Origin of the sequence: Streptomyces sp. NBC_00252, from assembly GCF_036187565.1 — a bacterium.
Classification (GTDB): Bacteria; Actinomycetota; Actinomycetes; order Streptomycetales; family Streptomycetaceae; genus Streptomyces.
In genome coordinates, this window is record NZ_CP108087.1 from 9,444,087 (window position 1) to 9,471,076 (window position 26,990).

Sequence of the window (26,990 nt, forward strand, 5' to 3'; positions counted from 1 at the left end):
CTCAGTCCTCGTAGACGACAGTGACGTGCGGCGTGGTCGGCTCGCCCTGGCAGGTCAGCACCCAGCCCTCGGCGACCTCGTCCTCGTCGAGCGCGTTGTTGACGCGCATCTTGGCCTCACCCGCGGTGACCTGGGCGATGCAGGTGGCGCAGGTGCCCGCCTCGCAGGAGAACGGCGGGGCCAGACCTGCTCGACGCGCGCTCTCGAGAAACGTCTCGCCGGAGCGCTGCGCGAGGGTGTGCGGCTTTCCGGAGAGCACGAGCGTGAGGGTGCCCTCCTGCTCGGGGGCATCCTCCGGTGGAGGGTCGGCGGCTTGCGCGAACCGCTCGACGAAGATCCGCTCGGGGGCGATCCCGTGTGTGAGAAGCGCGTTCTCCACCAATTCCATGAAGGGCGCGGGTCCGCAGAGGTAGAAGTCCGCGTCCGTGTCGCCGCCCGCGAACTCCCGCACCTGGTCCGTGGTGACGAACCCCTGCCGGTCGTCGAGATGGTGGCGCACCGCGAACCGGTCCGGATACCGCTCGGCCAACTCGCCCAGCGCGTCTGCGAAGATGACGGACCCGGCGTCCCGGTCGGCGGCCAGCACCCGCACGGAGCGGCCGGTGCCGGCCAGTGCCGACTTGGCGAGCGACAGGATCGGCGTGATCCCGCTGCCCCCGCAGAACGCCACCACCGGAGTGGCGAACCCCTTTGCCCCGCCCGCCTCGTCGCCCTCGCGCAGGCAGAACACCCCTGCGGGCAGGGTGGTTTCGACGACGTCGCCGGGCGCGAGGTGGTCGTGCATCCAGTTGGACACCAGGCCCCCCGGGACCCGCTTCACCGTCGTCATGAACTCGGTGTCCGTCTCCGGAGAACTGGACATCGAGTAACTGCGCAGCGTGCCACAGGCCTTGATCGTCACGAACTGGCCCGCCCGGTACGGGAAGGGCGCGTCGAGTACGTAGGTCCGTGTGTCGGGCGTCTCCTGGATGATCCGTGTGATCCGCACCGGGTGGAACCCGTGGTCTCGTCCCATGTGTGGAATTTACCTTCTCACTCTGAGAGAGTGCAATTCTCAATGACGAGAGGGGTTCCAGTCGTGCGAAAGATCCCCGCTGAACTGGTCAACCGCTATGAGGCGGAGGGCTGGTGGACCAGGGAGACGATCGGTGACCTGCTGGCGCGGGGACTGGCGGCCGCCCCGGAGACCGCCTTCCGGGTCCACTCGGCGGTACGGCCCTGGGACGGGACCTTCGGCGAGGTCGAACGGACGGCCCGCCGACTGGCCGGGGGACTGCGCGAGCGGGGCGTCGGCCCCGGCGACGTCGTCGCACTCCAGCTGCCCAACTGGATGGAGGCGGCGGCCGTCTTCTGGGCCTCGGCGTTCCTCGGCGCGGTCGTGGTGCCGATCGTCCACTTCTACGGCCGCAAGGAGGTCGGCTACATCCTCGGCACGGTCGAGCCGAAGGCCTTCGTCACCGCCGAGCGGTTCGGGCATCTGCGCCACGACCCCGAGGTGAGTGCGGAGATCCCCGTGGTCGGCGTCGTAGGACGGGACTTCGACGACCTGCTCGCCGCCGAACCGCTGGCCGGCGTCATCGCCACGGACCCGTCAGGGCCGGCGCTGATCGCCTTCACCTCCGGAACGACCCGCGATCCCAAGGGAGTTGTGCACAGCCACCGCACCCTGGCCTTCGAGACCCGCCAACTGGCAGGCCGCTACCCGCCCGACCGCGGCCACCAGCTCACCTCCGCGCCCGTCGGTCACTTCATCGGCATGGTCAACGCCTTCCTGATCCCCGTCCTCGACGGCAGCCCGGTGAACCTCGCGGACACCTGGGACCCGGGCCTTGCCCTGGAGTTGATGGCCCGCGACGGCCTCACCGTCGGAGGCGGCGCCGCCTACTACATGACGAGCCTGCTGGACCACCCCGACTTCACCCCGGCCCACCTGACCCGCATGAAGTACGCGGGCCTCGGCGGCGCGGCCGTACCGAACGCGGTGACCCGACGCCTCGCCGACCTCGGCATCACGGTCTTCCGCGCCTACGGCAGCACCGAGCACCCCTCGATCACTGCGTCGGCCCACACCGCGCCCGAGGGCAAGCGGCTCTACACCGACGGGGACGCGCTGGCCGGAGTGGAGATCCGGCTCGCCGAGGACGGGGAGATCCTCAGCCGGGGCCCGGACCTCTGCCTCGGCTACACCGACCCGGCCCTCACCGAGCGGGCCTTCGACGCCGACGGCTGGTACCGCACCGGCGACATCGGTGAGTTCGACGAGGACGGCTACCTGACCATCACCGACCGCAAGGCGGACATCATCATCCGCGGCGGCGAGAACATCGGTGCGCTGGAGGTGGAGGAGGTCCTCCTCGCCCTGCCGGCCGTCGCCGAGGCCGCGGTCGTGGCCGTACCGGACGCCCGCCTCGGGGAGCGTGCGGCAGCCGTCGTACGCCTGCGGACGGGCCACCCCGAACCCACCCTCGACGACCTGCGCGCCCACTTCGCCGCGGTGGGTCTGGCCCGGCAGAAGTGGCCGGAGGAGCTGCACGTCGTCGGCGACTTCCCGCGGACGGCCAGCGGCAAAGTCCAGAAGTTCGTTCTCCGCAAGGATATTGCCGCGCATCAAGAGTGAGAATAGGATTCTCGCATTCTGCGAAGGAGGATCTCATGCCATCGCGCGTGCCGCCGTATCCACTGTTCGACGCGGACAACCACCTGTACGAGACGGAGGATGCGCTCACCCGGTACCTGCCCAAGCAGTACGCGAGCGCCATCCAGTACGTGCAGGTGAAGGGCCGTACGAAGATCGCCATCCGCGGTCAGATCAGCGACTACATCCCCAACCCCACCTTCGAGGTCGTTGCCCGGCCCGGTGCGTGGGAGGACTACTTCCGCGAGGGGAATCCCGAGGGCAAGTCGCACCGGGAGCTGTTCGGGGAGCCGATGCGGTCGATCCCCGCGTTCCGCGAACCCGGGCCGCGCCTGGCGCTCATGGACGACTTGGGCATCCAGCAGACCCTGATGTTCCCGACCCTCGCCAGCCTGGTCGAGGAGCGGATGCGGGACGACCCGGAGCTGATCCACGTCGTCGTCCACGCCCTGAACCAATGGCTGCACGAGACCTGGCAGTTCAACTACAAGAACCGCATTTTCACCACCCCGGTGATCAGCCTGCCGATCCTGGACAAGGCGATCGCCGAGCTGGAGTGGTGCCTTGAACGCGGTGCGAGGGCGATTCTCGTCCGGCCCGCGCCGGTCCCCGGTCACGGCGGGTCGCGGTCCTTCGCGCTGCCGGAGTTCGACCCGTTCTGGAAGCGGGTCGAGGAGGCGGGCGTGCTCGTCGCCATGCACTCCTCCGACAGCGGCTACTCCCGCTACTCCAGCGACTGGGAGGGCAGGAGCCAGGAGATGACGCCGTTCCAGGCGCAGGTCTTCCGGATGATGTCCGAGTGGCGCCCGGTCACCGACGCGGTCGCGTCCTGGGTCTGCCACGGAGCCCTCTTCCGCTTCCCGGAACTGAAGGTCTCGGTCATCGAGAACGGCTCTTCCTGGCTGCTGCCGCTGCTCGACCAACTGGGCAGCGTCTACAAGAAACAGCCGAAGGGCTTCCTCGGCGACCCGGTCGAAGAGGTCAGGAAGCGCATCCACATCAGCCCGTTCTGGGAGGAGGACATGGCCGCCCTCTCCGAGGTCGTCGGCGTCGAGCGTGTCCTGTTCGGCTCCGACTACCCGCATCCCGAGGGGCTGGCCGACCCGGTGTCCTACATCGACGCGCTCCAGGGCATGAAGGAGGCCGACCAGGCCAAGATCATGGGCGGCAACCTCGCCCGCTTGATCGGCGTATGACCTGGGAGAGCATCCCGCAGATGGTGCTGAGCGCGGCCGACCGCTTCGGTGACGCCGAAGCCGTGGTGGACGGCCCGCTCCGCCTCACGTTCACCGAGCTGGTCGAGCGGGTGCGTGTGGCTGCGGGAGCGTTCGCGTCGGCCGGGGTGGAGCAGGGCGACCGCGTCGCGATCTGGGCGCCCAACTCCGCCGAGTGGATCGTCGCCGCCTTCGGTCTCATGACCGCGGGCGGCGTGGTGGTGCCGGTGAACACCCGGTTCAAGGCGGAGGAGGCGCACGACATCATCGTGCGCAGCGGCGCGAAGGCCGTTCTCGTCCAGGAGGGCTTCCTCGGCCTGGACTTCACCGCGCCGCCCGGCGTACCGGTCATCGACCTCAAGTCAGGCTTCCTGGCGAGCGGTTCACCCTTCGAGCGGAAGGTCACCGGCGACCAAATCAGCGACATCGTGTTCACATCGGGCACCACCGGCCGGCCCAAGGGCGTCCCGATGACCCACGCCCAGACGCTCCGGCTGTACGCGGAGTGGTGCGACCTGGCCGGGGTCAGGGAGGGCGACCGCTATCTGATCGTCAACCCGTTCTTCCACATCTTCGGCCTCAAGGCGGGCCTGGTCGCCTCCCTCATCCGCGGCATGACCATCCTTCCCGTCCCCGTCTTCGACGTGGAACGCGTCCTGGAGCTGGTCGAGCGCGAGAGGGTCACGGTCCTGCCCGGACCGCCCACGCTCTACCACTCGCTGCTCACCGACCGGGGCTCAAGAGACCTGTCCTCACTGCGCGTTGCGGTCACCGGCTCCGCCGACATCCCCGTCGAACTGATCCGCCGGGTGATGACCGAACTTCCCTTCACCTCGATCATGACGGGCTACGGCCTGACCGAGGCGGGCACGGCCACCGCCACCCGGCCCGGCGACTCCTTCGAGGACATCGCCACCACCGTCGGCACTCCCTGCGACGGCGTCGAGGTCCAAGTCGCCGACGACGGCGAGGTGTTGGTCCGCGGCTACAGCGTGATGCACGGCTACTTCAACGACCCCGACGCCACCACCGAGGCCATCGACCAGGACGGCTGGCTGCACACCGGCGACCTCGGCACCCTCGACGGACGCGGCTATCTGAGGATCGTCGGCCGCAAGAAGGACATGTTCATCGTCGGCGGCTTCAACGCCTACCCGGCCGAGATCGAGGGCTTCCTCATGGAGCACCCGGCGGTCGCCCAGGCCGCCGTGATCGGCGTCCCCGACGTGCGGATGGGACAGGTCGGCAAGGCCTTCGTCGTCCGCCAAGGGCCGCTGACCGCCGACGAGTTGATCGAGTGGAGTCGGCCGCGGATGGCCGGGTTCAAGGTGCCCCGGACGGTGGAGTTCCGCACGGAACTGCCGCTGAACGCCACCGGAAAGGTGATGAAGGACCTCCTGCGATGACGCCTCCCACACCGCCCCAGGGCGACGACCTCGTCCGGACCGCGTCCGGCCTGCCCCTCAAACCGGTCTACGGCCCCGACGACATCGGATCCGAGCCGCCCGCGCCGGGCAACTTCCCCTTCACACGCGGCAATTACGTCACCGGCTACCGGGGACGGCTGTGGACGCTGCGCCAGTACTCCGGCTTCGGCACCGCCGAGTCCTCCAACCGCCGCTACCACTACCTCCTCCAACAGGGCGGCACCGGCCTCTCCGTGGCCCTCGACCTGCCCACGCAGTGCGGCTACGACTCCGACGACCCCGAAGTGGCCGAGGAGGTCGGCCGGGTGGGCGTCGCCGTCGACACCCTCGCCGACGCCGAGATCCTCTTCGAGGGCATCCCCCTCGACAGGATCAGCACCAGCTTCACCATCAACGGCACGGCCGCGATCCTGCTCGCCTTCTACGTCGCCGCGGCCGAACGCACGGGCGTGCCACGGGCGAAACTCACCGGCACCATCCAGAACGACATCCTCAAGGAGTACGCGTCCAGGGGCACTTGGATCTGGCCCGCCGAACCCTCGCTGCGGCTCATCGCCGACACCATCGAGTTCTGCGCCGCCGAAGTGCCGAGGTTCAACGCCATCTCCGTCGCCGGCTCCCACTTCCGGGACGCCGGCGCCAACGCCGTGCAGGAGATGGCCTTCACGCTCGCGGACGGGGTCACCTACTGCGACACGGTCCTGGCCCGCGGCCGTATGACGATCAATCAGTTCGCCCCGCAGGTCTCCTTCTTCTTCTACACGCACGGTGACTTCTTCGAGGAGATCGCCAAGTACCGTGCCGGGCGCAGGCGTTGGGCGACCATCGTGCGCGAGCGGTACGGAGCGGGCAGCGACAAGGCGGCCATGTTTCGCTTCGGCTGCGTCGCCGGAGGCGCCTCCCTCTACGCACCGCAGGCGCAGAACAACACCGTCCGCGTCGCCTACGAGGCACTCGCCTCGGTCCTCGGCGGCGTCCAGTCGATGTTCACGGCGGCCTGGGACGAGCCGTTCGCCCTGCCCAGCGAGGAATCGGCGACACTCGCCCTGCGCACCCAGCAGATCCTCGCCCACGAGACCGGGGTCACCCGGGTCGCGGACCCGCTCGGCGGCTCGTACTTCGTCGAGGCGCTCACCGACGCCACCGAGGCCCGCATCGTCGAGATCATGGACGACCTGGAGCGCTACGGCGGCATGGTCCGTGCCATCGAGGACGGCTATCTGCAGACCCTCATCGCCGACGAGGCCTACCAGTTGCACCGCGAGGTCGAGGCGGGCACCCGGCCGGTCGTCGGCGTCAACCGCTTCGTCGCGGACGAACCCCCGCCCGATCTCGCCACGTACGAACTCGACGCGGAGGGCCGCGACCGGCAGCTGAAACGGCTCGCCGACGTCAAGGCCACCCGCGACGCCGCCACCGTACGGCAGCGCCTCGCCGAACTGACCCGCGCGGCGGAAGGCACCGAGAACCTCATGCCCGTGCTGATCGACTGCGCCAACGCCTACTGCACGGTCGGCGAGATGGTCGCCGCGCTCAAGGCGGTCTGGGGCGAGTTCCAGCAGCCGGTGGTGTTCTGATGAACGCCCGTGTGCTGGTCGCCAAACCGGGGCTCGACGGACACGACCGCGGCGCCAAGATCGTCGCGCGGACCCTGCGCGACGCGGGCTTCGAGGTCGTCTTCACCGGCATCCGGCAGCGCGTCGACGACATCGTCGCCGTCGCCGTCCAGGAGGACGTGGCCGTCGTCGGCCTCAGCATCCTCTCCGGTGCGCACCTCGCCCTGACCACCCGCGTCATCCAGGCCCTGCGCGCCAACGGCGCCGAGGACATCGCCGTCGTCGTGGGCGGCACCATCCCGCCCGCCGACGTACCGAAACTGCTCACCGCCGGAGCCGCCGCGGTCTTCCCCACGGGCACACCGCTCGACGCCCTGGTGACCACGATGCGTGCCCTGACAACCGTCAACTCGCCATGACCCGGCGGCAATCCGACACCCTGGAGGCAGCGTGCGCATCGGAGTGATGATCGGGCCCGAGCGTGGAGACTCGGTCCGTAAGGTCACCCGGATGATCGACGACGTGACATGGGCCGAGAAGGCGGGCTTCGACACCGTGTGGGTGCCGCAGATCCCCTCCGACTTCGACGCGCTGACCGCGATCGCGCTGATGGGCGCGCGCACCGAGCGCATCGAACTCGGCACCGCCGTCGTCCCGTTGCAGGCCCAGCACCCCATCGCCCTTGCCCGGCAGGCCATTTCGGCCCAGGCCGCGACAGGCGGACGGCTCTCCCTCGGCCTCGGACCCTCCCACCATTGGATCATCCGGGACATGCTGGGACTGCCCTACGAGAAACCGGCCGCCCTCACCCGCGACTACCTGGACGTCCTGGACGCCGCGTTCGGCGGAACCGGCGACGTCGACATCGAGAACGGCACTTTCAGCGTCCACAACCCGCTGACCCTCGCCCCCGTCGCCCCCATGCCGGTCCTGCTCGCGGCCCTCGGCCCGGTCATGCTGCGCATCGCCGGCGAACGGTCCGACGGCACCGTGCTGTGGATGGCCGACGAACGCGCCATCCACGAACACGTCGTCCCGCGCATCACCAAGGCCGCCGAGAGCGCAGGACGTCCCGCACCGCGCATCGTCGCGGGCATACCCGTCTGCGTGTGCGGCCCCGACCGCGTCGACGAGGCCCGCGAACGAGCCAACCGCATCCTCGGCGAGGCCGAGATCTCGCCCAACTACCAGCGTGTTCTCGAGTACGGCGACGCCCGCGACATCGGTGATCTGTGTGCGGCGGGCGACGAGAACGCCATTGCCGCCCGGTTCCGCCGCTTCGCCGACGCCGGGGTCACCGACCTCTCCGTACGGCTGCTGCCCATCGGCGACACCCGCGACGAACTGGTCGCCTCCAAGTACCGCACCCGCGACATGCTCGCCGCCCTCGCCGCGGACCTGCGATGACCACCGGGCCGCTCGACGGCATCCGCATCCTGGAGGTCGGCCACATGCTCGCCGGCCCCTACGCCACGATGATGCTCGCCGACCTCGGAGCCGAGGTCACCAAGATCGAACCACCGGGTGGGGACATCTCACGCCAGGTCGGCGACGCCTACTTCGCCAGTCTCAACCGCGGCAAACGCAGCATCCGCCTCGACCTCACGACCGACGAAGGGCAGACCCGGCTCGGTCAACTCGTCGTCGACGCACACGCGTTGCTCGTCAACCTCAAACCGTCGGCGATCCACCGCCTCGGCCTGACCTACGACGTACTCCGCAGGTGGAACGACCGGATCGTGTGCGTCGCGCTCACCGGCTACGGCCTGGACGCGGGCGACGAACCCGCCTTCGACTACGTGGTCCAGGCAGCCACGGGGGTCGCCGCCCTCACCGGTGACCCGGACGCGCCGCCGACCCTGCCCGGCTACTCGTCGGCCGACAACTCCTCAGGCCTGACAGCCGCGTTGGGGCTCCTCGCCCAGATCGTCTCCGGGCACGGCGGCCAAGTCGAGGTGTCCTTGCGCGATGTGATGCTGTCTCAGCTCAACTACCGCGCCTCCGCCTACCTCAACGAAGGCGTCGAACCGCGTCGGCTGCCGTCAGGCGCGCACTCCTACTATGTACCGGCCCAGCTCTTCCCCACCGCCGAGGGTCACTTGGCGCTCTTCATCACTCACGACGGTTTCTGGAAGTCCTTCGCCGCCGAGGCGGGCATCGGGGGATTCCCCACCATGGCCGAGCGTTCGGAGCGCCGCGACGAGGTGCTGGCAGTCGTGGCGGACGCACTGGCTGCGGACACCGCCGCGGCCTGGGAGGCGCGGCTGCGGCCGCTCGGGGTTCCGGCAGCCGCCGTACGCACGCTGCCGCAGGCGCTCGCGGCGACACCGGAGGCCGTGGTGACGGCCGGGGACTTCCGGCTGGTGCGCGGTTCGGTGCGGGTCGCGGGGTACGAGCCGGAGTACGGGCCGCCGCCCCGCCTGGGTGAGCATGACGTTTCCGGGGTGGTGGGGGAGTCATGAGGGCCGAGGACCAGTTCCATCTCGGGCTCGTGGTCGAGGACTTCGAGGGGGCGCTGGCCGAGTTCTCGGCCGCGTTCGGGTATGAGTGGTGCGCCGAGATCGGCGGGGCGGTTCCGCTGACGCTGCCGACCGGAAACGCCGTTCTCGACATCAGCTGTGCGTACTCCAGGACGGTGCCCCGGCTGGAGATCGTCCGGCGTATCCCCGGAACGCTGTGGGAACCGGTGGCCGGCGGCGGTGTGCACCACGTCGGCTACTGGTCCGACGACGTCGCCGCGGACGCCGCCGACCTCACCCGGCAGGGCTTCGTGACCGAGGCGGCCCGGGGCGGCACCGGCGGCGCGCCCTTCGCGTTCCTGCGCGGCCCGAGTGGCCTGCTCGTGGAACTGGTGGACCGGGTGGCGCGGCCCGGGTTGGAGAAGCTGTGGGCTCACGGAGGAGGGGACGCATGACGGCCGTAGGCATCGCGACCGGGGCCGGGCGCGGCATGGGACTCGCCTGCGCACGACGGCTCACCGACCTGGTGGACATCCTGCTGCTGGTGGACCGGGACGAGCCGGCCGTGACCGCGGCGGCGGAGGAACTGGCCGCCGCCGACGGGGAGATCGAGGTCGAACCCTTCGTCCTCGACATCACCGACCCGGCCGGACTCTCCCGACTCGCCGCCCGTGTCGAAGAGTTGGGATCGCTGAGGGCCGTGTCGCACGCCGCCGGGATCTCGCCCACCATGGCCGACTGGCGGCACATCTTCGAGGTCGACCTCGGCGGCACCGCACGCCTGGCCGAGACCCTCCGCCCGCTCGCCGGCGAGGGGACCGCGATGGTCTGCTTCGCCTCGATGGCCCCGCTCCTCGGCAACATCGAGGCCGATCCCGCCGTAGCGGCGATCCTCGACGAGCCGTTGCGGGACGACTTTCTCGACCGGCTGCGGGAGGCTCTCGGGCCTGCGGTGGAGAACACCGGTCTCGCGTACGCGTGGGCCAAGCACGGGGTGCATCGGTTCGTGCGGCGGGAGGCGGTGCGGCTCGGGCCGTACGGGGCGCGGGTGTGTTCCGTGTCGCCGGGTGTCATCGACACCCCTCAGGGGCGGCAGGAGGCCTCGGCCCAGCCCGCCATGACGGCTCTCGTGGAGCAGACGCCGCTCGGGCGGGTGGGCCGGGCCGAGGACGTCGCGGCTGCTGTGGCGTTTCTGTTGTCGGACGAGGCCGCTTTCGTTTCCGGAATCGACGTTCTCGTCGACGGTGGGGTCTGTGCGGCGGTACGCGAACGCGCCGGTCGCTGAACGGTCGGCAACCGGCGGAGGAGGCGCGCCCTGGGGGCGGCGCGCCGCTTCCTCAGCGGCGGCGTCCGCTGCGGCGGGCGGACCAGCCGGTTCCCAGTCCCGCCGAATGCGCGGCGAGGAACGCGAGTCCGAGCAGCATGAGACTCGTCTCGCTGAAGACGATCTGCGTCGATGTCTCCGTGACACGGATGATGAAGGCGATGAAGAAGAGCACGGCCGCCACGATTGCAAGCATTATTAACCCCTATGGATAGACGGCGAGCCACGCGTGATCCCGGTGGCTGCGCCGTTGTCTCCCGGTTGCCCCGGATGCTGTCTCTCAGTCACCTCGATCTCGTGCCGCCCGAGGGCCAACTGCCTTTCAGGCAAGGGATTCCGAGCGCTGGACGGTTCCTGTGAGTCCGGTGGCGTCCTGCCCCGCGAGCAGCACGGCGGCCCGCGCCATCGCCTCCGGCGGCTCCACCATCTCCGGCGGGATCTCCCGGCCCCCGCCGGCCGCCTGCCAGCCCTCCGTGAGCACCACCCGTGACGGGGCGAGGCAGTTGACCGCGATGTTGTCCTCGCGCAGGTCGGCGGCGAGCCCCAGGTAGAGGCGCTCGACGGCGGCCTTGGACACCCAGTACGCGTTCGCACCCCGGTCCGTCATGCCCACCCCGCCGGTCGTCACGGCCACCAACGAGCCACCGCCACGCGCCCGTACGTGCGGAATCACCGCGCGGGTCACCAGGAACACCCCGGTCAGATTGACGTCGAGCGACAACTGCCAGCGCTTGAGCGGTGTCGACTCGACCGGGCCGAGCCACAGCACCCCGGCGTTGGCGATGAGAATGTCGATCCCGCCGAACTCCGCGACGGCCGCGGCGACGGCCGCGTCGACCGACGCCTCGTCGCTCACGTCACAGGGCACCGGCAGGGCGCGCCCGCCCGCCGCGGTGATCCGGTCCGCGACCGAGTGGATCGTCCCGGGCAACCGGCCCTCCCGCTCGGAACGCGCGGCCACGGCGACCGAGGCGCCCGCCTCCGCGAGCGCCAGCGCGACCGTACGGCCGATACCGCGGCTGGCGCCCGCCACGAACGCGACCTTGCCCTGCAACGGGCCTTCCACGTCGGTGAGTTCACTCATGTCGTGCTCACTTCGGCGGGAAGCGGAGGGCGCCGTCGAGACGGACGACCTCGCCGTTGAGATAGTCGTTCTCGACGATGTGCTGCACGAGGCCCGCGTACTCGACCGGCAGCCCCATACGTTTCGGGTACGGGATCTGCGGCCCCCAGTACGCCTCCAACTGGTCGCCCGCCTTGCCGTACGCCGGTGTGTTGAAGGTGCCCGGCGCGATCGTGACGACCCGGATGCCGAGCGGGGAGAGGTCGCGGGCGGCGACCAGGGTCATGCTGACGACCCCGCCTTTGGCGGCGGCGTAAGGGAGTTGGCCGATCTGGCCCTCGTAGGCGGCGATCGACGCCGTGCTGACGATGACGCCCCGGTCGCCCTCGACGGGCTCCTGGCGGGCGATGGCGGCCGCGGCCAGGCGCATCACGTTGAACACACCGGTGAGGTACACGTCGATCGTCATGCGGAAGCCAGCGAGGTCGAGGGGTGAGCCGTCCTTGCCGACGAGGCGGCCGCCGCTCGCCGGGCCGCCGTGCGCGTCCACCGAGATGCGGAGCGGTCCCGCCGACTCCGCCTCGGCCAGGGCCGCTTGGACGTCGTCCTCGGAGGTGGCGTCCGTGCGCACGTAGCGCACACCCAGTTCCCGCTCCAGGGCCTTGCCCTTCTCGTCGGCCAGATCGGCTACGACGACCTTCGCACCCGCCGCGTGCAGTCGACGGACGGTGGCCTCGCCCAGGCCGCCCGCCCCGCCGACGACCACCGCGGAGCTCCCACTGATCTGCATCAAGGATTTCCTCTCTTGCGAACAGCGCTCTAGTGAGACGAGAATAGCATTCTCATGAATATAACCATGATTCTCGAGATGGTGGCCTCGGGCGGCGACCGACCGGTGGTCACGGCGAACGGCCGCTCCCTGACCGCCTCGGACCTGCTCGCCCGCGCCCGCGCCGCAGCCCACCGCTTCCGGGGCTACCCGGCCGTGCTGTACCTGAGTCCCAGTCACCTCGCCTACCCGGTGGCCCTGTTCGGTGCCGCCCTGGCGGGCATCCCGTTCATCCCCCTCAACTACCGCCTGGGCGAACACCAGTTGACCCGCCTCCTGGCCCGCCACCCCGGCGCCCTCGTGCTGCGCCCCGACGACCTCGACGACCTGCTGAGCGCCCAAGAGGCCGCCGACGCACCCGAGTTGGCGCAGGATCAGGACCAGGACTCGGTCGCGGTGGTCCTCTACACGAGCGGCACGACCGCCGAACCCAAGGCGGCACTGCTGCGCCACCGGCATCTGCTGGCCTACGTCCTGAACACCCAGGAGTTCGCCTCCGCCGAGGAGGGCGACGCGGCACTCGTGGCCGTACCGCCGTACCACGTGGCCGGGTTGATGAACCTGCTGACGAACCTCTACTCCGGCCGCCGCCTCGTCTATCTCTCCGCCTTCGACGCGGCGGAGTGGCTGCGGACCGCGCGCAGCGAACGGGTCACCCACGCACTCGTCGTGCCCACCATGCTCGCCCGTATCGTCGCGGAGGTCCCCACCGACGACGCCGGCACGCCCACACTCCGGAGTCTCGCCTACGGCGGTGCGAGGACCCCGCGACCCGTGGTGGAACGGGCGTTGCGGATCTTCCCGGGGACGGGCTTCGTCAACGCGTACGGCCTGACCGAGACGGCCTCCTCCGTCGCGGTCCTCGGACCCGACGACCACCGCGAGGCACTGGCCGCGTCCGATCCCGCCGTGCGTGACCGACTCGGTTCCGTGGGGCGGCCGTTGCGCGGCGTCGAGATCGAGATCCGCGACGACGACGGCAAGCCGGCCCCCGCCGGGGAGACCGGGCTGGTGTTCGTGCGCGGGGACCAGATCTCCGGCGAGTACGGCGGACGCAGCGCGCTGGACGCCGACGGCTGGTTCCCCACCCGGGACCGGGGACGGCTGGACGGCGACGGCTATCTGTTCATCGAGGGCCGCGCCGACGACACCATCATTCGCGGTGGCGAGAACATCGCTCCCGCCGAGATAGAGGACGTTCTCGTCACCCACCCCGGGATCGCCGAGGCGGCGGTCATCGGCGTGCCCGACCCCGAGTGGGGGCAGCGGATCGTGGCCGTCGTGGTCGGCGAGGGCGACCCGGCGGAGGTCCGCCAGTGGGTCAAGGACCGGCTGCGCTCCTCCAAGACGCCCGACGTCGTCGTGTTCCGCGCCGAACTCCCCAAGACCGAGACCGGAAAGCTGCTGCGCCGCACCCTGCTGGCCGAGTTGGAGACCACCCATGCCTGAAGCAGTCCTCGTGTCCGCCCTGCGCACCCCCGTCGGCACCGCGGTCAAGGGCACCCTGCGCGACACCAGCGCGTTCGACCTCGCCCACCACATCGTTGCCGCCGCTGCCGCCACGGAGGGCCTCGACCCGGCCGCGGTCGACGACGTGATCCTCGGCGAGGGCCTCTACGGCGGAGGCGTCGTCGCCCGGCACGCGGCACTGACCGTCGGCCTCACCGCCGTACCGGGCCTCGCCCAGAACCGTCACTGCGCCGCCGGACTCGCGGCAGTGCAGAGCGCGGCGGGAAGCATCCGCGCAGGCATGGACGAACTCGTCATCGCGGGCGGTGTCAACTCGGCCTCCACCTCACCGAAACAGCGTTTCCGCGTCGAGGGGGAGTGGGTCGACCCCTGGAGCCCGCCCACGCACCCCGACCGGCCCGACGCCCCCAACCTGGACATGTCGATCACGGTCGGCTGGAACACCGCCGTACGGGCCGGGCTCAGCCGCGCCGACATGGACGAGTGGGCGCTGCGCTCCCACCGGAACGCCATTCGCGCGATCGACGAAGGCCGTTTCGACGCGGAGCTGGTGCCCATCGACACACCGCACGGACTGTTCTCCGTCGACGAACATCCCCGCCGCACCACGAGCCTGGAGAAGCTGGCCTCGCTCAAGCCGCTCCACCCGGAGATAGACGGCTTCTCCATCACCGCCGGGAACGCGGGCGGCGCCAACGACGGTGCCGCCGCCCTGGTGGTCGCCAGCGACCGGCTGGGGCTGCCCGCCCTCGCCGTCGTCCGCTCATGGGCGTCGGTCGGCGCCGACCCCGCCGAGACGGGCCTGACCCCGGTGAAGGTGATCCCCAAAGCCCTTGCCCGCGCGGGACTTTCGACCTTCGACGTCGACCTCTTCGAGATCAACGAGGCCTTCGCCGCCGTGCCCGTCGCCGCGGTGAAACTGCTCGGCCTCGACCCCGACCGCGTGAACGTCAACGGCAGCGGCTGCTCCCTCGGCCACCCGGTCGCGGCGACCGGCGCGCGGATGCTGGTGACGCTGGTGCACGAACTGCGCCGTCGGGGCGGCGGGATCGGCGTCGCAGCGATGTGTGCGGGAGGTGGGATGGGTTCGGCCACGGTCATCGAGGTGCCGGCTCCGTGATGGGTGCGGGGCTGGGGGCCGGGGGCTGGGGGTTGCCCCCCCTGCCCTCAGCCCCGTGACCGGCCGCAGAGGGCGGCACCGGAACGCGACGCGATGACCGCTCCGTGAGGACCGGCCGTCACACGCCTCGCGTACCCCGGCCCCGCGGAGCCGATCTGTCAGGCCACCGCACGGAACCGCAGCAGCGCCTCCTGCGCGAACGACGCCACCAGGGACCCCCGCGCGGTGAGCACATCGCCCCGGCCGTAGCAGCGGCCGTGGGCGAGAAGCGGGCTCCGATGACGGAGGAGAAGCCAGTCGTCCGTGGTGAAAGGGCGGTGGAACCACACCGTGTGCGCGGTGACCGCGGATGTGAACGCCGTTCCCGCATCGTGCTGGGTGATCCCCTCCAGCGGTCGGAGCGCTGTACCGATCAGGCTCAGGTCGCTCGCGTACGCCGTCAACGCCGGGGCCAGTTCCGGGACTACGGCCGGCGTGCGCATCCACAGGTCGTACTCGGGAGGCTTCGATTTCGGCGAGTCCACGTCGACGGTCGCCCGGGTGTCCCAGGGCAGCAGCGACAGGCCGACGTCGTGCTCCGCCCCCGGCACCGACGGCATCGGGAACGCGGCCTGCTGGTCGGGCCCCTCCTCGTGGGAGTGCAGGGTCACGCCCGCCACCGCCGCGACCCCCTGTGTCTGCCGCGCCACGACCGTCAACGTGGCGAACGACCGGCCCTCATGATGCCGCGTCACCTCGTACCGCACCGGCTCCTGAGGGCGCCCCGCCCGCGCGAACTGCACATGAAGGCTCTTGACCGCCTTGTGGGGACAGGCCAGTTGGGCGGCGCGGACGCTCTGGGCGAGCAACTGGCCGCCGAAGATGCGGTGGTAGCCCAGTTGTTGGTTGCGGCCCTCGTAGACGGAGCCGGGCAGGGCGTGGAGATCCAGGCAGGAGAGCAGGTCACGCCACAGATCGGTCACTGATGTCACTCCTCGGTCGATCACAGGTGGACGAGCCGTGGCGCGGAACCGCCGGCCCGCAGCATGGCCCCCGCCTCGCGCGTCAACTCCCGTGCGCTGCCGAGCAGTCCGTCCAGCACCATGGCCCGGCGGACGTGCCGGTACAGATCGTGCTCGGCGGTGAAACCGATCCCGCCGAGCACCTGCTGGCAGTGCCGGGCCGCCGTCAGCGCCGCCTGTCCGGCCGCCGCCTTGGCCAGCAGCGCGCCCCACTCGTCCGTGGCCGCCACCAGGGTGGCTTCGGCGCCCTCCAGCGCCACGAGCGTCTCGGCGAGCCGGTGCCGTACGGCCTGGAAGGAGGCCAGCGGGCGGCCGAACTGCACGCGGTCCACGGCGTGTTGACGCCCGAGTGCGAGCATCGCGCGGCCGGTTCCGACCAGCCACCAGCCCAGCGCGACACGACCGGCGGCGAGCGGTGGTCCGGAGTCCTCGGCGGGCACGGTACGCAGCGGCAGTTCCGGGTCCAGGGTCGTCCCGGCGACGGTGTCGTCGCGCTCCCAGATCACCCACGCGCCGCCCGCGAACGGCATCGGTAGCGTGCCGCCGAGGGGGTGGCCCGCCGCGTGCAGTAGGACGTCGTTGAGGAGCGGTGCGTGCGTGCCGGTCTCGCCCAGCAGGCGGAAGGCGATCGGCACGGCCAAGTCCGCCTGTTCCGTGACGAGTTCGGCCCAGCCGAGGTCGGCCAGGGCCGTGTCCAGTGCCTGGCCGGACGCCGCTGTCATCGTCTTGCGGAGCGTCTCGGCGAGCAGGGCCCGTTCGACGGCGTCCACGGCTACTCCCTTCCCAGGTCGAGCAGTCGCCGAGCGATGATGTTCCGCTGGATCTCGGCCGTACCGCCGTAGATCGTCGCGGCCCGCGCGTACAGGTACTCCGAGCGCCAGGGCGTGTCCGTCAACTCCAGTACGCCGGGCAGCAGATCGCGGACGGTCTCGAAGAGCTGCTGCTCGGAGGTGGCCAGCAGCACCTTGTCGACCGACGTCTCCGCGCCCAGCCGTTCGCCCGCCGCCAGGCGCCGCTGGGTGGCGTGGGAGCGGCAACGGGCCGTGTGCAACGCCAGGTAGGCGGAACCGAGTTGGGTGTCGTCGGGGATGTCCGTCTCGGCCAGCAGGCGGTCAAGCCGCCTGTAGAGATGGGCGATCCGATGCCAGAAGCAGGTGGACCGCTCGTGCGGGAGCAGGTCCATCGCGAGGCGCCAGCCGTCGCCGGGGCGGCCGAGCATCCGGTCGGCGGGCACCTTCACGTCGTCGAAGAACACCTCGGCGAACTCGTCCACGCCGTGCATCGTGCGCAGCGGCCGGACGGTGATGCCGGGGGTGTCCATGTCGACGAAGAACGCGGTGATCCCGTCGTGCCCGGGCGCGGTGCGCGTCAACAGGACGCAGCGGGCGGCGAATTGGGCGAGGCTCGTCCACACCTTCTGGCCGCTGACCTCCCAGTGGTCGCCGCGCGGAACGGCCCGGGTGGTGAGGGAGGCGAGATCGCTGCCGGAGCCGGGCTCGGAGAAGCCCTGGCACCACTGCTCGCGCCCGCTCAGCAGCCGCGGGACCATCTCGGCGGCCAGCGCGGGAGAGGCGTACGAGATCATCGTCGGGGCGAGGACCTCGATCATCGAGTAGATTCCCGGCTCGGCCAGCTCCCTTGTGGCGACCTCCTCGCCGAGCACCGCTCTGAGCACCGCGGGCCCGCCGAGCCCCGTGACCTCGGCGGGCCAGCCGTACCGCATCCAGTCCGCGTCGTACAACGCCCCTCGAACTCGGGCCAGTTGAGCGACCTGGGCGTCCAGGGAGCGGTCGGGGCCGGGGGACAGGTCGTGCTCGTCCAGCCAGGCGCGCAGTCCCGCGCGGAAGTCGTCGACGTTGATGTCCCCGGGCGGCGAAGGGATGTTCATGTCCCCGTGCGGTGAGGCGATGTTCATGTCCCCGGGCGCTGATAGGCGTGCGGGCGGCCCGAGTCGTGCGCTCCGCTGCGGCGGATGAACGTCATCGCCCGCGTGCGCAGCCGCCACCCCTCGTCCGTGCGGACATAGGTGTCGTCGTAGTAGCCGATCCGCAGGTCGTGCGTCGCGTGGTCGACGAAGCAGAGCGGCTGTGTGCCGGTCGCCGTGTCGCCCGACAGGTCGACGGCCGGAGTCCCCGTGAGGAACAGCCCCTTGGGCGCGGCGGCCACGAGCGCCGGGAACTCGTCGAGGCCGTAGGAGTCCCCGAAGGCGCTGTACGTGCCGTCGGGCGTGAAGACCCCCAGCACCCCGTCCAGGTCGCCGCGCGTGATGCACACCGCGTAGCGGGCGAGGAGTTGCTGGATCTCCATCAGGTCGTCGGTCGGACCCGGGGGAGGGGCCGGAACAGGCAAGGAGGACAAGGACTTTCCGCCCTTCACCATCGATGAGAATGCCATTCTCTCAGATGAGTGGCAGATTTCCACGGGGTGTGAGGCGACGTCAACAGTCTCTGTCTGAATGGTTGATTCTCCGTAGATGAGAAGCTAGTTTCCAGCGATGGAGAGGGGAGATCCGACGCGATGGACCAGTTCCTCACCTTCGGGATCGTCGGCCTGAGCACGGCCGCGATCTATGCCGTCATCGGCAGTGGGCTCGTGCTCACCTACACCACCACCGGCGTGTTCAACTTCGCGCACGGCGCGGCCGGCATGCTGTCCGCGTTCATGTACTGGCAGCTCACCGTCGGCTGGGGCTGGCCCGTCCCGGTCGCCCTGGCCGTGGTGCTGCTCGTGCTCGCCCCCGGCTTCGGACTACTCGTCGAGCGCTACGTGCTGCGGCCCGTCCAGGCCCTCGGCGAGGCCGAACGGCTGGTGATGACGGTGGCGCTGCTCAGCGGCCTCATCGCCGCCGCGCGCTGGATCTGGGACCCGAACGTGGCGCGCCCCCTGCCGATGTTCTTCGCCGGCCGCAAGCCCATCCACCTCGGCCCTGCCGTCATCACCTGGCACCAGGCCATCACCATGGCGGTGGCCGTCGCCGTCGCCGTCGGCCTGCGCGTCCTGCTCTACCGCACCCGCGCCGGAGCCGAGATGCGCGCGGCCGTCGACGACCGGGCCCTCGTCGGCCTCACCGGCGCCGACCCCGTGCGGGCCGGCCGGGTCTCCTGGATCCTCGGCACCCAACTCGCCGCGATCGGCGGCATCCTGATCGCCCCGACGGTCACCCTGGACGCCGCCCAGCTCTCCCTGCTGATCGTCAGCGCCTACACCGCGGCCGTCTTCGGCAGACTGCGCAGCCTCCCGCTCACCTTCCTCGGCGCCGTCGTCGTCGGCTGCATGGAGAGCTACCTGACCGGCTACCTCCCGCAGAACGACTACCTTCCCGGCCTACGGCTCGCCGCCCCCGCCCTGCTGCTCCTCCTCGCGCTGCTGGTCTTCCCGCACCGACGCCTGCGCGGCCGCGAACGCCGGCTGGCCCGGGTCCCGGTGCCGAGCGCGCGCGGCACCCTCGTGTTCGCCGCGGTCGTCATCACCTTCGGTGCGGTACTTGCTTCTCTGCTCGGAGAAGCCGACCTGATCACCTACGGAGCGATCTTCTCGCTGGGAGTGGTGGCGCTCTCGTACGTCCCGCTCACCGGATACGCAGGCCAGGTCTCCCTCTGTCAGCTGAGCATGGCCGGCATCGGAGCGGTCGTCTGGGGACACCTCGGCGCGCACGGCGAACTCTGGGCGCTCGGCGCCACGGTCCTCGTCTCGGCGGTCGCCGGAGCACTGGTCGCACTGCCCGCGCTGCGGCTCTCCGGTGTGTATCTCGCCCTGGGCACCGCCGCGTTCGCCGTGATCCTCGACCGGTGGATCTTCACGCTCCCCGCCTTCCACGTTCTCGGCGTGCGGATCGCCCTGTTCGACCAGGGCTCGGTCGATATCACAGGACCCGATCTGTTCGGCCTCCGGCTCGACAGCGGGAGGCAGTTGATGGTGTTCTCCGCTGTCTGCCTCGCCCTCGCCTCGATCGGTGTGGCGGCCCTGCGCCGCAGCCGCTTCGGCCGGCGGCTGATCGCCCTGCGGGACAGCGAGGCCGCGTACGCCACCCTCGGCGGCAACCTGCTGGTCGCCAAGGTCGCCGTGTTCGCCCTCGCCTCCGGCATCGCGGGACTCGGCGGAGCGCTGTACGGAATGCAGCAACACACCGTCACCGCCGACCAGTTCAGCCTGGTGGCGGGACTGCCCATCTTCCTCGTCGCCGTCGTCGGCGGCCTTGGCGCGGTCGGCAACGGACTCTTCGCCGGCACCGCCTTCGCCGGCCCGACCAACGCCCTGATCGCCATCGCCCCCGGCACCGCGAACCTCGTCGCCCTGCTCCCCGGCCTCGCCGGCGTCGGACTCGGCCACAACCCCGACGGCATCGTCCTCCGCTTCCGCCGGCAGTGGGAGCCCCTCGCCCGCGACCGCATCGCCCTGCCCGCGCTGCTCTGCCTCCTCGCCGCGGCCTGGGCCCTGCGCTTCACGGACGTCATCAACGACTGGGCGTACTACGGCGGTTCACTCGTCCTCGCCATGGCACTCCGCTCGTGGGCGACCGCCCGGCAGGCCGCTCCGGCCGAACCGGAGATCCCCGTCGAGTGGTGGGGTCTACGGCGTGCGTGGCGCCCCGAGGACCAGGAGGTGCTGGCCCGTGGCGTCGCTGCAGGTTAGCGGAGTGACCGTCTCCTTCGGCGGGAACCGCGCTCTCGACGGAGTCGCCCTCAGCGCCGAGGCGGGCCGGGTCACCGGACTCATCGGACCCAACGGGGCAGGAAAAAGCACCCTGTTCGACGTCACGTCCGGACTGCGCAGGCCCTCCTCGGGCCAAGTCCGGCTGGACGGACGGGACATCACCCGGTCCCGGCCCTCCGCACGCGCCCGGCACGGACTCGCCCGCACCTTCCAGCGCCTGGAACTGTTCGGCCGGCTCAGCGTGCGCGACAACCTCCTCGTCGCCGCCGAACTCGGCCCCGAGCGCCGCCGCGCGGAACAGGCCGTCACCGAGATCCTGCACCGGCTCGGTCTCACCGGCCACGCCGACACCTCACCCGACGCCCTGCCCACGGGAGTTGGCCGTCTCGTCGAGGTGGGGCGGGCGCTCGCGATCCGCCCGAAGGTGCTTCTCCTCGACGAACCCGCCGCAGGACAGGACGCCGAGGAGACCGAACGCTTCGCGGAACTCCTGCGCGCCCTCACCGGCGACGGAACCGCCGTCGTCCTCGTCGAGCACGACATGAGCCTCGTGATGGCCGTATGCGACGAGGTCTACGTCCTCGACCTCGGCAAGATCATCGCTGCCGGCCCGCCCGAGGTGATCCGCAGCGACGAAACCGTTCTCGCCGCCTACCTGGGGGACGCGTGAGCGCACTTCTCGAATTGTGCGGCATCCGCGCCGCCCACGAACGCATCACCGTCCTGCACGGCGTCGACCTCGACGTCGCCGCAGGACAGGTGGTGGCACTGCTCGGCCCCAACGGCGCGGGCAAGACCACCACGTTGCGGGTCGCGGCCGGAGTCCACCCCGCCGAGTCGGGCCAACTCCTGCTCGGCGGACGGGACATGACCGGCGCCGACCCCCGCGACCTGGCCCGCGCCGGAGTCTGCCTCATCCCCGAAGGACGGGGCGTCTTCCCGAACCTGTCCGTCCGCGACAACCTCCTCATGATGACCTTCACCGGCCGCGGCCGGGAGGAGATCGAGGAGATCGCGTTCGCCCGCTTCCCCGTCCTGGCCCGGCGGGCGGGACAGGCGGCAGGCACCCTCTCCGGCGGCGAACAGCAGATGCTCGCCCTCGCCCGCGGCCTCACCACCGACCCCGCCGTCCTGCTGCTCGACGAACTCTCCATGGGACTCGCTCCGTTGGTCGTCGGCCGCCTCTACGAACAGGTCGGCGAGATCGCCCGGCAGGGCGTCGCCGTCCTGGTCGTCGAGCAGTTCGCCGCCGCGGTCCTCGACATCTGCGACCACGCCGCCGTCCTCGTACGCGGCCGGGTCGAACGGCGGGGCCACCCCGGCGACGGGTTGCGCGCCGAACTGTCCGCTCTCTACCTGGGGAGTTCCACATGACAACCACGGAGACGCGAGCGGACCGCTTCGTCCGCGAACTCACCGTCCTGAAAATCCCGGACCCCGCAGCCGGAAAGGCCGCTCTCTGGCTGCGCGCGGGCGCCGCCCTGATGACGATCGGCGTCGTCCTCGGCGTATCCGCCTACTTCATCTCGCACAACACCAGCGACCCACTGGTGCAGAACGACGCTCTCACCCTCGGCCTGGCCGCCGTCTCCGGCAGCGTCGTCGGGTCCGCGCTCTTCCTGCGGTACTCGCTCACCGGCTTCTTGCGGTACTGGATGGCCCGACAGTCCTACGACGTGGAACTCCTCGCCGACCGCCTGCTCGAAAGGGACCTCCGCCATGACCCCACCGGCACCGACACCGCGCCCCGGTGACCAACTCGCCAGCACCGTCTGCGGCACCCGCGTGGTCGTCATCCGCGCACCCGCCGCCGCATCACCCCAACTCGCCTGCGGCGGCAGCCCGTTGGTCCCCGCCGCCGAGGCGCCCCCGGTGAAACCCGGACCGGCCGGCACCACCACCCTCATCGGCAAGCGGTACGTCGACACCACCGGGACGCTCGAACTCCTCTGCACCGCCTCCGGTGCGGGCGAACTCACCTGTGACGGCGCCCCCATGACCCTCAAGGCGGCCAAGCCGCTGCCCGCCTCCGACTGATCCCACCCCCGTAAGGAGCCGTCATGGACCGCGACGACCTCATCCTCATCAGCGTCGACGACCACATCATCGAACCCCCCGACATGTTCGTGAACCACCTCCCCGAGCGCTACAAAAAAGAGGCGCCCCAACTGGTCCACCGGGACGACGGCACCGACGTGTGGCAGTTCGGCGGCGCAACCATCACCAACTCGGCGCTCAACGCGGTGGCCGGCCGGCCCAAGGAGGAGTACGGCGTCGAACCGCAGGGCCTCGACGAGATCCGCCCCGGCTGCTACGACGTGCACGAACGCATCAAGGACATGAACGCGGGCGGCATCCTTGCCCAGATGAACTTCCCGTCCTTCCCCGGCTTCTCGGCCCGCCTGTTCGCCACCAAGGACGTGGACTTCTCCCTCACACTCGTACGGGCCTACAACGACTGGCACATCGACGAGTGGTGCGCCGCCTACCCGGGACGCTTCATCCCCATGGCGCTGCCCGCCATCTGGGACGCGGAACTGTGCGCGGCCGAGGTGCGCCGGGTCGCCGAGAAGGGCGTCCACTCGCTCACCTTCACCGAGAACCCCGCCGTCCTCGGCTACCCGAGCTTCCACGACCCGTACTGGAACCCGCTCTGGCGCGCGCTGTCCGACACCGATACCGTCATGTCGGTGCACATCGGCTCCTCCGGCAGGCTCGCCGTCCCGGCCGCCGACTCGCCGCCCGACGTGATGATCACGCTCCAGCCGATGAACATCGTCTCCGCCGCGGCGGACCTGCTCTGGTCGCCCCCGATCAAACAGTTCCCGAACCTGAAAATCGCCCTCTCGGAAGGCGGGACGGGCTGGATCCCGTACTTCCTGGAGCGCCTCGACCGCACCTTCGAGATGCACTCCACCTGGACCCTCCAGGACTTCGGCGGCAAGCTGCCCTCCGAGATCTTCCGCGAGCACTTCCTGACCTGCTTCATCACCGACAAGCTGGGCGTACGGCTGCGCCACGACATCGGCATCGACAACATCTGCTGGGAGGGCGACTACCCGCACAGCGACTCGCTGTGGCCGGACGCCCCCGAGCAGCTGCACGACGTGCTGTCGAGCTGCGACGTCCCCGACGACGAGGCCCGGAAGATCACCTACGAGAACGCGATGCGCTGGTACTCCTTCGATCCCTTCGCGCACATCCCGCGGGAACAGGCCACCGTGGGCGCCCTGCGCAAGGCGGCCGAGGGCCACGACGTCAGCACCCGCTCCCGCAGCCACCAACTCATCGAGCCCGCCGAGAAGTTGGAGGCGTTCCGTTCCAAGGCCCGGGCGGCCGTGGCGGCGGCCCGATGAGCGACCTGGTCCTGACGGAACGGATCGGCGCCGTCCTCGTGGCGACGCTGAACCGTCCGGAGGCCCGAAACGCCCTCAACCCGGAGCTGATTGACGATCTGTCAGTCGTCCTCCGGGAAGCGGACACCGACCCGTCGGTCCGCGCGATCGTCCTCACCGGCGCCGGAACGGTTTTCTGTGCCGGCATGGACCTCAAGGCGTTCGCGAAGGGCGGCGGCAGCTTCGACGGCCTGGTGTGGTTCTTTCGCGAGGGCATCGCCACGCCGGTGATCGCCGCCCTCAACGGCTCGGCACTCGCCGGCGGCTTCGAACTCGCCCTGGCCTGCGACCTGGTGGTCGCCGCGGAGGACGCGCGGCTGGGGATCGCCGAGGTGAAACGGGGGCTGTTCGCGGCCGGCGGTGGTACGACGCTTGCTGACCGGGTACCGCTCGCCGTCGCCCTGGAGATGGGGTTGACCGGCGTCCTCGTCACTGCCTCGGAGGCGAAACGGTTCGGCCTGGTCAACCGCGCCGTCCCGGCCAGTGAGGTGCGAGAGGCCGCGCTGGCCCTCGCCGGGCGCATCGCCGAGAACGGCCCTCTCGGCGTCGCGATGACCAAGAAGCTGATGCGAGAACGCCGTTGGGCCGAACCGGACGAGGTCACGGCGGTGTTCAAGAGCGCCGACGCGGTGGAGGGGGCACGGGCCTTCGCCGAGCGCCGCAGTCCGGTGTGGACGGGGAAGTGACTCAGCCCCGGACTCCGGTGTTCGCGAGGCCGCAGGATGGTCTCGGGAACACCGGAGCGAAGGTCACCAGGACTTAGAACCGGAAGGCTTGCCGAGCGGCCGCAGTCGCGTCGTCCAGGTCGCCGATCTCGTCGACGAGCCCCCAGCGCAGCGCCTCCCTGACGCTCAACTCGGCCCCGGACAGGGCGAGATACGCCGTCCGCTCCCGACCGACCCGCACCGGAATGCTCGCGGTGCCACCCGCACCCGGGATCAGCCCCATCCCGATCTCCGGCAAGCGGATCACCGTATCCGGTGCGGCGACCACCCGCCCCGCGAAAGCCGCGAGCTCGATCCCCGCGCCGACACACGCACCGTGCAGATGCGCGGTCACCCGGGAAGCGCAGCGGTGCAGCAGCGCGGCCGGGCTCCGATGAACCCGCACCAGATGAGCCTGCGCCGCATCACGGGACGTACCGAACTCGGCGAGGTCGCCGCCGCTGCAGAAGGCCGGACCGTTGCCGTACAGCTCGACCCGGCTGATCGACGGGTCGGCCGCGGCCACTTCGAGGGCCTCGCACAGCGCGTCCCGCGTGGCCGCGTCGAACGCGTTGCGCACCCAGGGTCGGTCCAGCGTGATGGACAGCCGGGAGCCGTCGCGATCCAGCCGTACGGGCGTCTCGGCGGGCCGTGGAGTGCGCCGGGGCGCGGTGGCCAGCCAGGAGCGGAAGGCCGCTCCGCCCTGAAGCGTCGAGTACGCGAGGGATTCGAGAATCAGCCTGTCGGGGATGGAGAGGCCGCTGCCCATCCGCAGTACCTGCACCAGGGTGACGCACGCGGCGGGCCGACTCTCGACGATGCGGCCCAGCTGCTGGGCCGTCGCATGCGGGTCCGCGCACCCCACCCACGGCCTGGGCGGATCGGAAACACCGGTGAGGAGAACGTCGAACCCCTCGACCGCACCCCTTGGTTCCGCTGCCACGCCGATCACGACACGGTCCCGGTCTCCGGCATCCAGTTCACGGGACGGGGTGCGGTCGAGGTCGACGATCACGAAGGGCGACTCCACAGTGATCTCCCTCCAGGTGTGGACCGGAGTGTAATTTGAGATCACCTGTGGTGAGAAGGGGGTTCGAATCATAGAGAATCACACTCTCCATTCCTGGATGGCCTCCGTCGAGCCGTACCTTGCCCCGCTCGTCGACACCGCCGACTCGTTCACCGAGCTGACCGGCGTCCCGGTCGACCTGCCGTCGGCTCTCTTCCTACGGGCCCAACTGGCAGGCCTGGAACGCCCGTCCAGGACATCGGCCAACGGCTCCTGTCACCTCCTCAAAACCGCCGACGGCTGGGTCGCCGTGAACCTGGCCCGCCCCGACGACCTGGCCGCCGTACCCGCTCTCCTCGCACTCCTCGGCTCGCCGGACGAGCCTGAGGGTCTGCATGCGGCGGTACGGCGGAACACGGCGACCGAAGTGGCCGAGGCGGCGCGGATTCTCGGCATCGCCGCTGCCGTGCCGGGATCGGCGCAGGGCGGCCGGCCCGCAGTTCATGCGGAGCGCTGGGGTGAACGGCGTTTCCGCGCGATGGCGGGGATACGGGTCGTTGACTTCTCGGCGCTCTGGGCGGGGCCGTTGTGCGCACGGTTGCTGGGGCTGGCGGGAGCGCGGGTGGTGAAGGTGGAGAGCGCGACGCGACCCGACGGTGCGCGCTACGGGACGCCCGCCCTCTACCGCTGGCTGCACGACGGGCACGGCAGCGTGGTCGTGGACTTCGCTCCCGGTGCGCTGGACGCCATCGTCGCCGAGGCCGATGTCGTCATCGAGGCGTCACGGCCGCGCGCGCTGCGCCGACTCGGGCTGCGCGCCGAGGAGTTCCTCGCCGCACGCCCCGGCCGGGTCTGGGTCGGCATCACCGGATACGGCCGCGAGAACGACCGTATCGCCTTCGGAGACGACGCTGCCGCCGCCGGCGGACTGACGGGCCACGACCCGGTGGGCGACCCCGTCTTCCTCGGCGACGCGCTCGCCGACCCCGTCACCGGTGTGTTCGCCGCCCAGGCCGTGGCCCGTTCCCTGGCCGAGGGAGGCGGCGAACTGCTCTGCGTCTCCATGTCGGCCTGCGCCGCGACACTCGCGGACGCCCGAAACCTGGCCCAACCACCGTGCTGATAAGGAAC

28 protein-coding genes are annotated in these 26,990 nt (G+C 70.6%); 19 read left to right on the forward strand and 9 right to left on the reverse strand.

Annotated elements, in window-relative coordinates; all coding sequences use genetic code 11:
• Position 1: 1 nt before the first annotated feature.
• Positions 2-1,015: a ferredoxin--NADP reductase gene (locus tag OHT77_RS42095; RefSeq protein ID WP_328833642.1), complete on the reverse strand. Its 1,014-nt coding sequence runs from the start codon at positions 1,013-1,015 to the stop codon at positions 2-4.
• Between the two features lie 63 nt (positions 1,016-1,078).
• Here OHT77_RS42095 and OHT77_RS42100 point away from each other — a divergent pair, with 63 nt between their 5' ends.
• From OHT77_RS42100 to OHT77_RS42140, 9 genes are read left to right on the forward strand one after another with little or no spacing between them, the layout of a single operon-like run.
• A complete protein-coding gene (locus OHT77_RS42100) occupies positions 1,079-2,617 on the forward strand; it encodes an AMP-binding protein (protein ID WP_328833643.1) in 1,539 nt (512 codons plus the stop codon).
• A gap of 35 nt (positions 2,618-2,652) precedes the next feature.
• The gene (locus OHT77_RS42105) at positions 2,653-3,831 is read left to right on the forward strand and encodes an amidohydrolase family protein (RefSeq protein ID WP_328833644.1); all 1,179 of its coding nucleotides are present in this window, start codon (positions 2,653-2,655) and stop codon (positions 3,829-3,831) included.
• Positions 3,828-5,255, forward strand: a complete 1,428-nt coding sequence (locus OHT77_RS42110; protein WP_328833645.1) for a FadD3 family acyl-CoA ligase — start codon at positions 3,828-3,830, stop codon at positions 5,253-5,255. The genes OHT77_RS42105 and OHT77_RS42110 overlap by 4 nt, the downstream gene beginning before the upstream one ends.
• Positions 5,252-6,853: a methylmalonyl-CoA mutase family protein gene (locus OHT77_RS42115; RefSeq protein ID WP_328833646.1), complete on the forward strand. Its 1,602-nt coding sequence runs from the start codon at positions 5,252-5,254 to the stop codon at positions 6,851-6,853. The genes OHT77_RS42110 and OHT77_RS42115 overlap by 4 nt, the downstream gene beginning before the upstream one ends.
• A complete protein-coding gene (locus OHT77_RS42120; RefSeq protein WP_328833647.1) occupies positions 6,853-7,251 on the forward strand; it encodes a cobalamin B12-binding domain-containing protein in 399 nt (132 codons plus the stop codon). The genes OHT77_RS42115 and OHT77_RS42120 overlap by 1 nt, the downstream gene beginning before the upstream one ends.
• A 31-nt stretch (positions 7,252-7,282) precedes the next feature.
• Positions 7,283-8,239: an LLM class F420-dependent oxidoreductase gene (locus OHT77_RS42125; RefSeq protein ID WP_328833648.1), complete on the forward strand. Its 957-nt coding sequence runs from the start codon at positions 7,283-7,285 to the stop codon at positions 8,237-8,239.
• Positions 8,236-9,294: a CaiB/BaiF CoA transferase family protein gene (locus OHT77_RS42130; protein ID WP_328833649.1), complete on the forward strand. Its 1,059-nt coding sequence runs from the start codon at positions 8,236-8,238 to the stop codon at positions 9,292-9,294. Before OHT77_RS42125 ends, OHT77_RS42130 begins: the two co-directional genes overlap by 4 nt.
• A complete protein-coding gene (locus tag OHT77_RS42135) occupies positions 9,291-9,746 on the forward strand; it encodes a VOC family protein (protein WP_328833650.1) in 456 nt (151 codons plus the stop codon). The genes OHT77_RS42130 and OHT77_RS42135 overlap by 4 nt, the downstream gene beginning before the upstream one ends.
• Entirely contained in the window at positions 9,743-10,576 is an 834-nt protein-coding gene (locus tag OHT77_RS42140; protein WP_328833651.1) for an SDR family oxidoreductase, read from the forward strand. Before OHT77_RS42135 ends, OHT77_RS42140 begins: the two co-directional genes overlap by 4 nt.
• A 52-nt stretch (positions 10,577-10,628) precedes the next feature.
• Here the strand turns inward: OHT77_RS42140 and OHT77_RS42145 are convergent, their stop codons facing one another.
• The 3 genes from OHT77_RS42145 to OHT77_RS42155 form a co-directional block, all read right to left on the reverse strand.
• A complete protein-coding gene (locus tag OHT77_RS42145; protein ID WP_266775092.1) occupies positions 10,629-10,811 on the reverse strand; it encodes a hypothetical protein in 183 nt (60 codons plus the stop codon).
• Between the two features lie 126 nt (positions 10,812-10,937).
• On the reverse strand, positions 10,938-11,699 hold the full coding sequence (locus tag OHT77_RS42150) for an SDR family NAD(P)-dependent oxidoreductase (protein ID WP_328833652.1): 762 nt from the start codon (positions 11,697-11,699) through the stop codon (positions 10,938-10,940).
• 7 nt (positions 11,700-11,706) lie between these two features.
• Positions 11,707-12,468, reverse strand: a complete 762-nt coding sequence (locus OHT77_RS42155; RefSeq protein ID WP_328833653.1) for an SDR family NAD(P)-dependent oxidoreductase — start codon at positions 12,466-12,468, stop codon at positions 11,707-11,709.
• Between the two features lie 66 nt (positions 12,469-12,534).
• On the opposite strand from OHT77_RS42155, the gene OHT77_RS42160 reads away from it, so the two are divergent.
• Positions 12,535-13,956: a class I adenylate-forming enzyme family protein gene (locus tag OHT77_RS42160; RefSeq protein WP_328833654.1), complete on the forward strand. Its 1,422-nt coding sequence runs from the start codon at positions 12,535-12,537 to the stop codon at positions 13,954-13,956.
• A complete protein-coding gene (locus tag OHT77_RS42165) occupies positions 13,949-15,097 on the forward strand; it encodes a thiolase family protein (RefSeq protein ID WP_328833655.1) in 1,149 nt (382 codons plus the stop codon). Before OHT77_RS42160 ends, OHT77_RS42165 begins: the two co-directional genes overlap by 8 nt.
• A 158-nt stretch (positions 15,098-15,255) precedes the next feature.
• On the opposite strand, the gene OHT77_RS42170 is transcribed toward OHT77_RS42165, so the two are convergent.
• The 4 genes from OHT77_RS42170 to OHT77_RS42185 are packed head-to-tail and all read right to left on the reverse strand — an operon-like array spanning position 15,256 to position 18,405.
• Positions 15,256-16,059 (reverse strand): acyl-CoA thioesterase, encoded by an 804-nt coding sequence (locus OHT77_RS42170; RefSeq protein WP_328833656.1) that lies wholly within the window; start codon positions 16,057-16,059, stop codon positions 15,256-15,258.
• A 20-nt stretch (positions 16,060-16,079) separates the two neighbouring features.
• On the reverse strand, positions 16,080-16,868 hold the full coding sequence (locus OHT77_RS42175; protein ID WP_328833657.1) for an acyl-CoA dehydrogenase family protein: 789 nt from the start codon (positions 16,866-16,868) through the stop codon (positions 16,080-16,082).
• A gap of 2 nt (positions 16,869-16,870) precedes the next feature.
• Positions 16,871-18,013, reverse strand: a complete 1,143-nt coding sequence (locus tag OHT77_RS42180) for an acyl-CoA dehydrogenase family protein (protein WP_328833658.1) — start codon at positions 18,011-18,013, stop codon at positions 16,871-16,873.
• Positions 18,010-18,405: a nuclear transport factor 2 family protein gene (locus tag OHT77_RS42185; protein ID WP_328833659.1), complete on the reverse strand. Its 396-nt coding sequence runs from the start codon at positions 18,403-18,405 to the stop codon at positions 18,010-18,012. Before OHT77_RS42185 ends, OHT77_RS42180 begins: the two co-directional genes overlap by 4 nt.
• Before the next feature lie 210 nt (positions 18,406-18,615).
• Between OHT77_RS42185 and OHT77_RS42190 the strand changes: the two genes are divergently transcribed.
• Genes OHT77_RS42190 through OHT77_RS42220 form a run of 7 tightly spaced genes read left to right on the forward strand, consistent with a single transcriptional unit; the run spans position 18,616 to position 24,832 of the window.
• Positions 18,616-20,730: a branched-chain amino acid ABC transporter permease gene (locus OHT77_RS42190; protein WP_328833660.1), complete on the forward strand. Its 2,115-nt coding sequence runs from the start codon at positions 18,616-18,618 to the stop codon at positions 20,728-20,730.
• Positions 20,711-21,421, forward strand: a complete 711-nt coding sequence (locus OHT77_RS42195) for an ABC transporter ATP-binding protein (protein ID WP_328833661.1) — start codon at positions 20,711-20,713, stop codon at positions 21,419-21,421. Before OHT77_RS42190 ends, OHT77_RS42195 begins: the two co-directional genes overlap by 20 nt.
• Entirely contained in the window at positions 21,418-22,125 is a 708-nt protein-coding gene (locus tag OHT77_RS42200) for an ABC transporter ATP-binding protein (RefSeq protein WP_328833662.1), read from the forward strand. Before OHT77_RS42195 ends, OHT77_RS42200 begins: the two co-directional genes overlap by 4 nt.
• Positions 22,122-22,505: a hypothetical protein gene (locus OHT77_RS42205; protein ID WP_328833663.1), complete on the forward strand. Its 384-nt coding sequence runs from the start codon at positions 22,122-22,124 to the stop codon at positions 22,503-22,505. The genes OHT77_RS42200 and OHT77_RS42205 overlap by 4 nt, the downstream gene beginning before the upstream one ends.
• Positions 22,471-22,788 (forward strand): hypothetical protein, encoded by a 318-nt coding sequence (locus OHT77_RS42210; RefSeq protein WP_328833664.1) that lies wholly within the window; start codon positions 22,471-22,473, stop codon positions 22,786-22,788. The genes OHT77_RS42205 and OHT77_RS42210 overlap by 35 nt, the downstream gene beginning before the upstream one ends.
• Before the next feature lie 23 nt (positions 22,789-22,811).
• Entirely contained in the window at positions 22,812-24,107 is a 1,296-nt protein-coding gene (locus tag OHT77_RS42215; protein WP_328833665.1) for an amidohydrolase family protein, read from the forward strand.
• On the forward strand, positions 24,104-24,832 hold the full coding sequence (locus OHT77_RS42220) for an enoyl-CoA hydratase-related protein (protein ID WP_328833666.1): 729 nt from the start codon (positions 24,104-24,106) through the stop codon (positions 24,830-24,832). Before OHT77_RS42215 ends, OHT77_RS42220 begins: the two co-directional genes overlap by 4 nt.
• Positions 24,833-24,905: 73 nt before the next feature.
• On the opposite strand, the gene OHT77_RS42225 is transcribed toward OHT77_RS42220, so the two are convergent.
• Positions 24,906-25,880, reverse strand: a complete 975-nt coding sequence (locus tag OHT77_RS42225; RefSeq protein ID WP_328833667.1) for an enoyl-CoA hydratase/isomerase family protein — start codon at positions 25,878-25,880, stop codon at positions 24,906-24,908.
• A gap of 97 nt (positions 25,881-25,977) precedes the next feature.
• Between OHT77_RS42225 and OHT77_RS42230 the strand changes: the two genes are divergently transcribed.
• Complete coding sequence (locus OHT77_RS42230; RefSeq protein ID WP_328833668.1) at positions 25,978-26,982, forward strand: CoA transferase; 1,005 nt, start codon at positions 25,978-25,980, stop codon at positions 26,980-26,982.
• Positions 26,983-26,990: the final 8 nt, after the last annotated feature.